The sequence below is a fragment of the Methanomassiliicoccales archaeon genome, from assembly GCA_038740345.1.
Lineage (GTDB): Archaea > Thermoplasmatota > Thermoplasmata > Methanomassiliicoccales > UBA472 > JAJRAN01.
Genome location: JAVYMA010000045.1, coordinates 1 through 5980, shown reverse-complemented (window position 1 = coordinate 5980; position 5980 = coordinate 1). Strand labels below are relative to the sequence as shown.

The window sequence follows — 5980 nt, the reverse complement described above, 5'->3', positions numbered from 1 at the left end:
ACAATGTTTACCTCGTCAGCATCATCGCGCGCTATGTTGGATTGGCGCAATTCTATGACGACGAGGGCAGATTACTCAGAGCCAACCATTCCATGAAGCTCTACACCATTTATGCCGTCAAGCTGGACAATCTGGTGGAATTTGAGGATCTGAACCACAACGGCCTGCTAAGATATCTGAGAAGTTACAATGAGCAGGAGAACGCTTTCTCTAATTATGTAAGCTTCGAGCCGATCTATAAGGTCGCAAGTTTGAAGACGGCATGGAACGCCTCTGAAATTACCTTCGAGGAGGATGAGCGCGGCCGACATTGGGATTTCGACCTCACGGCTTCTGATCTGCCTTATCAGGCCGTTAGAGAAGGGGCGAATGAGCAGGCGGGGGACGGAGTCCTGAATCAGATAAAGCTCTCATTCCACCTTGACGTGAGCGTGGTACACGTCAACAATGCCAGCCTGCCCCAGTGGCACGTCACCGTAAGGCAGGGTCCATTGGGGGCCACTTGGTTCTCAGGACTGCAAAGGATGGAGAACGTCCAGGTCAGTGGGGACATGCGTGTGTATCAAGTGAAATGGGATAAGGAGATTATAGGTTGGGACTTCGAAGAAAACAACTCGAATCCTATGCTATTGATGGAATTCGAGACCATATTCGGAAACTATATTCCTCCCATGGCCAACGCAGTCCTCAACCAGAACCAATATCGTCTCATGCTCATGGCCACAAACCAATTGGGTTACATGGAGGCTAACTCCGATGTGGGGCAGCTCAGGTTGAATCAATCCACTGGCGGGCTTCCCAACGCTAAGCCTCTGGCTTCCCCCAGACTTAGCTTTGGCGGAGATTGGAGCAAGGTAGGCAGATTGGAATGGGTCACAGGTATTGAAGTAGATGGCTACCCCAGAGAGGCCAAGGCGCAGGTAATGGCTGCGCACAGGTTCACCGTCATGGCGTTAAATGGATTGGCTTTCGACGCCTTCGTGGCCCTATGTGGCATCACCTATCCTGGCGGGAATGCGATAGTACATGATCCAACTTATGCGGTAGAGACGCTAGTAAACCTCGGGCCAGCTGCCACCGATGACGGCGTTTCGGCTCCGTTTCCCTTGTGGGCCTTGATGATGCTGGGAGTTTTGGGCGGAGCGGTTTTGATAGCCGTTGTGGCTATGGCTTTGCATCGTGGTGCAGTCTCTCGCGGAAAGACAGATCATTATGAAAGACCGCTTCAGGAGGACAAGGGAGACTGGAACGAGTACTTCGAAAAGAAATGATCCCATTCCAAGCCCTCAAACCCTTTCCCTTTTTCTGATCAGATTTCCCTATTCTAACTTCTCATCGAGGCGCTTAAATCTTTGACATCATCTTCCATATCTAAGATTTAAATATCGTTAAAGGCATGAAGGCTATCATGAAGATTCCATGTGAGCTCATCGTTTGGTATGTCCTCCCCTCCATTAGAAGGGAGCTGGCAAGGGAATTGGTGGACAAGCACCATCTTAGCCAGGCAGAGGTTGCCAGGCGCTTTGGGGTCACGGACGCGGCAATATCTCAGTATCTTAAGGCAAAAAGAGGAACCAGCAAGGAGATAGAGAACTCAGGCAAATACGAGGATTTCCGACGCGAGGTGGAGGCGGCAGCGGTTCGCATGATGAACGGCTCGGACATCGTGACGGAGACCTGCCGCATATGCCAGATGGTGAAGAAGAGCGGCATGCTGGTGAAGGTGTACGAGACCCATACCGGCGTCAATGCACCCCAATGCGTCAGCTGCCAGATGGATTGAGCACTGATCTCTGGCGGTTCTTCTTGTCCTCGGCGTAGTAGATGAACTCCTGAGCATACCCTGCGTAAGGTCCGAAGCGCCCCCTCGCCTCACGGCTGAGCCGTGCATAGCTGCCACACATCCCATAGCGGTCCTTTAGCACCCGGCTGATGCGCACATCTATCGGGAACGCCTCCAGATGATCGAGCGAGAAGAGCGCGATGCAATCCGCGACCTTGTCTCCTATCCCTTCCAAGGCCACCAAGGCGCGGTGGCTGGATTCGTATGAAAGGCCTCGTAAGCAATCGAAATCGACCTCCCCCTGACTCACCTGTCGGGCGAATTGCAGGAAACGATGACAGCGGAAGCCAAGTCCGCATCTCTCCGCTGCCGCCTCGTCCCTTAAAATATCCTCAGGTCGGGGGAAGGACATGATACCCGGTGCGATCTCCTTCCCGTAGAGCGTGCACACCTTTTCTATCATTCCCTTTATGCGGGGTATGTTGGAGAAGGTAGCCAGTATGTAAGATGCTGAGCACTCCCAAGGGTCCTGGCGCAACAACCTGAGACCGCGGTAGCGTCGCGCCAATGCGGCTACGTAGGGCTCGCGGGAGATATCTTTTATTATGCTCTCATAATCATCATCGGCGCGGAAATAACGCTCCAGCTCCTTATCGCTGAGATCGCTCTCCACCTCGATCTCATTCCCCTTCTGCGTCAGGCGCACCAGGGAACTCCCAATGACCCCTTCCCAACTCTCCCCGCGCTTCCACCAGCGAAAGGCCTGGCCGCAGGATAGGGTATGCTCCAGATCAATGATCCCTAGGTCCATCAGAGCTTCCTGGCGACGAAGGCCATCAACTCGCTATTCTTGCGAAAGGGCGAGAAGGCGTAATCGCCGTAGGTGGCCTCTACCGCGAAACCACACTCGTCCAATAGCTCTAACATGTTCTGATGCGTCATCAATTTCAGGGTCATAGAGGTGGTCACCCTTCTCATCTCCTTGTCCTGGCGGGAGATATCGTAGAAGAAGTGCACTGTGGTGGTCATGTGGCTGAGGTCGAAGGTCTGAGCCTCGAACTTGGAGATTATTTCACCCTTGGAAGTCACCTTGGTCCCCCTGTGGCGCACCAGGTTCTCCGGCCGATTGAATTGGGGGTTGAAGACGCTCAATGCAAGCACGCCACCATCAAGCAAATGTCGTGAGATGTTCCTCAGGGCATCGACCTGATCTTTCTTCTCGATGAGGTGAAGGAAGGAGTTGAAGGGAACGATGGCCAAGCGATATCTTTTTTCCAGGCGGAAAGAGCGCACATCCCCTTCCACTACCTCGATGTTGCGCTCCACCCGACCACCAATCAGTTCCACTTTGGCACTGAGGCGGTCTAGCATGGCCGAGCTGCGATCCACGCCTGTGATCTCAAAACCTGCGTCCGCCAGAGGTATCATCACCCGTCCCGTGCCGCACATAAGCTCCAGTATGGGTCCGCCCGTCCTCTCAGCCAACGTGCGGTAGAACTCTATATCTTCGGTGAAGTCCTCATACCATACGTCGTAGTACTTGGCCATGACGTGGTATTCGTCGAGCTCATTCCGAGGCTCAGCGCTTATACCCGATCTTGCGGAGGAACTCCTTCCTTTCCTTGGCATCGCTATCCGTCTCCACTCCGAGGGGCGGCTGCCCATCGATGACCCCTATTATACCTCTTCCTCTTGACGATTCCGCCACCAACACCTCGAGGTCATTAGCGGTGGCGCAGAATACGTTGCACACCTCCGGCACCTGCTTTATGCGATAAAGCACATTCACAGGGTAAGCTCCACGCATCACTACGAAGAAACTATGTCCCGCGCCTACTCTTCTGGCATTGTCGACGGCGCAGGCCTTCAGCTCTTCATCATTCCCTTCCACCCTCACCAGGCGGGGGCCGGAGGCCTCACAGAAGGCCAGTCCGAACCTCACACCGGGGACGGAATTCACCATGGCCTCATAGAGGTCCTCAGCACTCTTTATGAAATGTGTCTGACCGATGATGATGTTCACGTCCGCTGGTTTCTGCACGGGCACAGCCTCGATGCGAACATCGTCCCCCTTCATATTCTCCCCGCACGCATGAGAGGCGCCTCCCTTTTTAATCTTTCTGAATCCCGTGCCAAAGGTTATTATTAAGCCCGCAGATGAAAGCGTTATGCCTCGCGTTGGTCCAGCTGGCTACCCTATGGGCAGCAAAGGTGCAGTGGATGCAGTGGAGCGAGCGGCTGCGATGGGCTTCTCCGCCATGGAGGTGCAGTTCGTGAGGCAAGCACGCATGGCTGAGGACAAGGCCAGGCAAGCAGGGAAGAAGGCAGATGAGTTGGGCGTGCTTCTTAGCGCCCACGCTCCATACTACATCAATTTGAACTCCCCCAACCGTGAGATTAGGGTCAAGAGCGTTGAATGGATAATGAGGAGCGCGCGCATCTGTCATCAACTAGGAGCCCGGATCTTGGTGCTTCATGCCGCCTCATATGCCAAGAGCAGACCCGAGGACTGCACAGTGACCGTCAGGAGCGCCCTTCAAAGCGTCCGTGCCTCCATGGAAGAAGAGGGCATAGAGGATGTCGTCTTGGGATTGGAGACCATGGGGAAGATGGGATCATGGGGCACGTTGGAGGAGATAGAGGCTGTGGTAAAAGAAGTGCCAGGAACCATTCCGGTAATCGATTTCGCTCACATCCATGCACGCTCTCAAGGCGGGCTCAGGAGCAGGGGCGACTTCGGCGCCGTACTGAAAAAAGTCAAGAAATTCTATCCTGGACGCCTGCACTGCCATTTCTCTTGCATAGAATACACCAGCGCGGGGGAAAAGAGGCATCTGCCTTTGAACGCCGGTTCCCCGGATTATCGTCTGGCCGTCCCGCTCTTCAAAAAAATGGATGAGGATTTAACCCTTATCAGCGAGACTCCTCCGCCGGAAGAGGGCGCTAAGGCCATGATGTGGATGCTAGAGGCTCAGGGCTGATGAAATCATCCGCCGTGCATCAAGACGACAATTATTTATTCACTAACGTTTGTTTAAGCAGCGCTGGAGTGGTCCTTTGGCTGGCGAGGACGAAACGTTCGAATTCGATTGTCCAGAATGCGGTCATCATATCAAGGGTGAGGTCTCCAAGTGCCCTAAATGCGGCGTGGAATTCATCATCGAGGAGGTCACGGAGATTGAATGTCCCAACTGCAGTTCTGTAATACCTGCCAACGCCACCTCCTGCCCTAAATGCGGCGTGGAATTCATCATCGAAGAAGTTGAGCTTGCCCCCTCATCATCCACTAAGGTAGAGGTACCACCCTCTCCCCTGCCCTCAACAGTTCCACCATCACAAGAGGCGTCAATGGACGAGGCTACGATGAGAAAACAATTCCCTGAGCTAGTGGCGGAAGTCAAGCCGCTATTGGCCTTGGCAAAGGAGTTCGGCATAGATACGAGCGAAGCAAGGAGACTGATCGACAAGGCGGTTCGGGCGGGAAAGAGCAATGACGTGGCCTCGGCGGTGCATTATGTGAAGGAGTGCAAAGCCAGCATCCGTTCGGCCGTCGATGAGCGCCTGGACATGGAGCTGGAGCATCTAGAAAGATTAGTGCGGGTAGCCAAATCGATGAATTCCGATCCCTCTAGCATAAGCGAGACGATCAAGGCGGTAGGAGAGCGGCGAGCTCAGGGTGATCTGAGGGGTGCCTTTGAGGAAATAGCCAAGGGCAAGAAGCATGCGGAAAAGCTTACGGGAAAGTACATTGAAGCTAATGAATTAGCAGATCACTTGGAGAAGCTCATTGCCTTCTGCGAGCGCTTTTACGTAGATGTGAGGGAGCCAAGGAAGCTCCTGGCGGAGGCCAGGGATGCGGGGGAGCATGGCGATTGGAGTATGATGGGCATCCTGGCCCGAAAGGGGCATGAAGAGATCATGAAGGGCTTGCCGGAGCTTATCGACGCTGAGCTCAAGAAGGCGAAATCGCAATTGCTGGATGCGAAGGCGGAGGGAAAGGACGTGGGCACCTTGGTGAAGCTTCTCAAGGAGGCTGCGGTGGCCAGAAAGCAAGAGAAGTACGATGAGGCCTTGGAGCGGCTCATAGATTTCAAAGCGGAGTCCAAGCATCTTTAGCGTGTCATCTTGAGTCTCTGCCCTCAGTGCGCAGGACCTCCATCTCCCTCTCCAATATGGACCTTTCTTGAGGTCTAAGAC

Annotated in this window: 7 protein-coding genes; 4 read left to right on the top strand and 3 right to left on the bottom strand. The window is 54.0% G+C overall.

The window, feature by feature from the left end; translation table 11 throughout:
• Positions 1-1271: hypothetical protein (locus tag QW520_08955; protein ID MEM0449932.1), on the top strand; the 1271-nt coding region annotated here is incomplete at its 5' end.
• A 125-nt stretch (positions 1272-1396) separates the two neighbouring features.
• A complete protein-coding gene (locus QW520_08950) occupies positions 1397-1783 on the top strand; it encodes a helix-turn-helix domain-containing protein (GenBank protein ID MEM0449931.1) in 387 nt (128 codons plus the stop codon).
• Here QW520_08950 and QW520_08945 read toward each other — a convergent pair.
• The 3 genes from QW520_08945 to QW520_08935 are packed head-to-tail and all read right to left on the bottom strand — an operon-like array spanning position 1764 to position 3860.
• The gene (locus tag QW520_08945) at positions 1764-2594 is read right to left on the bottom strand and encodes a DNA glycosylase (GenBank protein MEM0449930.1); all 831 of its coding nucleotides are present in this window, start codon (positions 2592-2594) and stop codon (positions 1764-1766) included. The two genes, QW520_08950 and QW520_08945, sit on opposite strands and share 20 nt — an antisense overlap.
• Positions 2594-3412 (bottom strand): class I SAM-dependent methyltransferase, encoded by an 819-nt coding sequence (locus QW520_08940; protein MEM0449929.1) that lies wholly within the window; start codon positions 3410-3412, stop codon positions 2594-2596. The genes QW520_08945 and QW520_08940 overlap by 1 nt, the downstream gene beginning before the upstream one ends.
• Positions 3363-3860, bottom strand: a complete 498-nt coding sequence (locus QW520_08935) for an adenosine-specific kinase (protein ID MEM0449928.1) — start codon at positions 3858-3860, stop codon at positions 3363-3365. Before QW520_08935 ends, QW520_08940 begins: the two co-directional genes overlap by 50 nt.
• A gap of 91 nt (positions 3861-3951) precedes the next feature.
• Between QW520_08935 and QW520_08930 the strand changes: the two genes are divergently transcribed.
• Both QW520_08930 and QW520_08925 read left to right on the top strand, forming a co-directional pair.
• Entirely contained in the window at positions 3952-4764 is an 813-nt protein-coding gene (locus tag QW520_08930; protein ID MEM0449927.1) for a TIM barrel protein, read from the top strand.
• Positions 4765-4840: 76 nt separating this feature from the next.
• Positions 4841-5899, top strand: coding sequence for a zinc ribbon domain-containing protein (locus QW520_08925; GenBank protein MEM0449926.1), 1059 nt, complete (start codon positions 4841-4843; stop codon positions 5897-5899).
• Positions 5900-5980: the final 81 nt, after the last annotated feature.

Coding starts and splice junctions, on each gene's coding strand:
- QW520_08950 (MEM0449931.1), top strand. CDS start 1,397: ATGAAGGCTATCATGAAGATTCCATGTGAGCTCATCGTTTGGTATGTC.
- QW520_08945 (MEM0449930.1), bottom strand. CDS start 2,594: ATGGACCTAGGGATCATTGATCTGGAGCATACCCTATCCTGCGGCCAG.
- QW520_08940 (MEM0449929.1), bottom strand. CDS start 3,412: ATGCCAAGGAAAGGAAGGAGTTCCTCCGCAAGATCGGGTATAAGCGCT.
- QW520_08935 (MEM0449928.1), bottom strand. CDS start 3,860: ATGAAGGGGGACGATGTTCGCATCGAGGCTGTGCCCGTGCAGAAACCA.
- QW520_08930 (MEM0449927.1), top strand. CDS start 3,952: ATGCCTCGCGTTGGTCCAGCTGGCTACCCTATGGGCAGCAAAGGTGCA.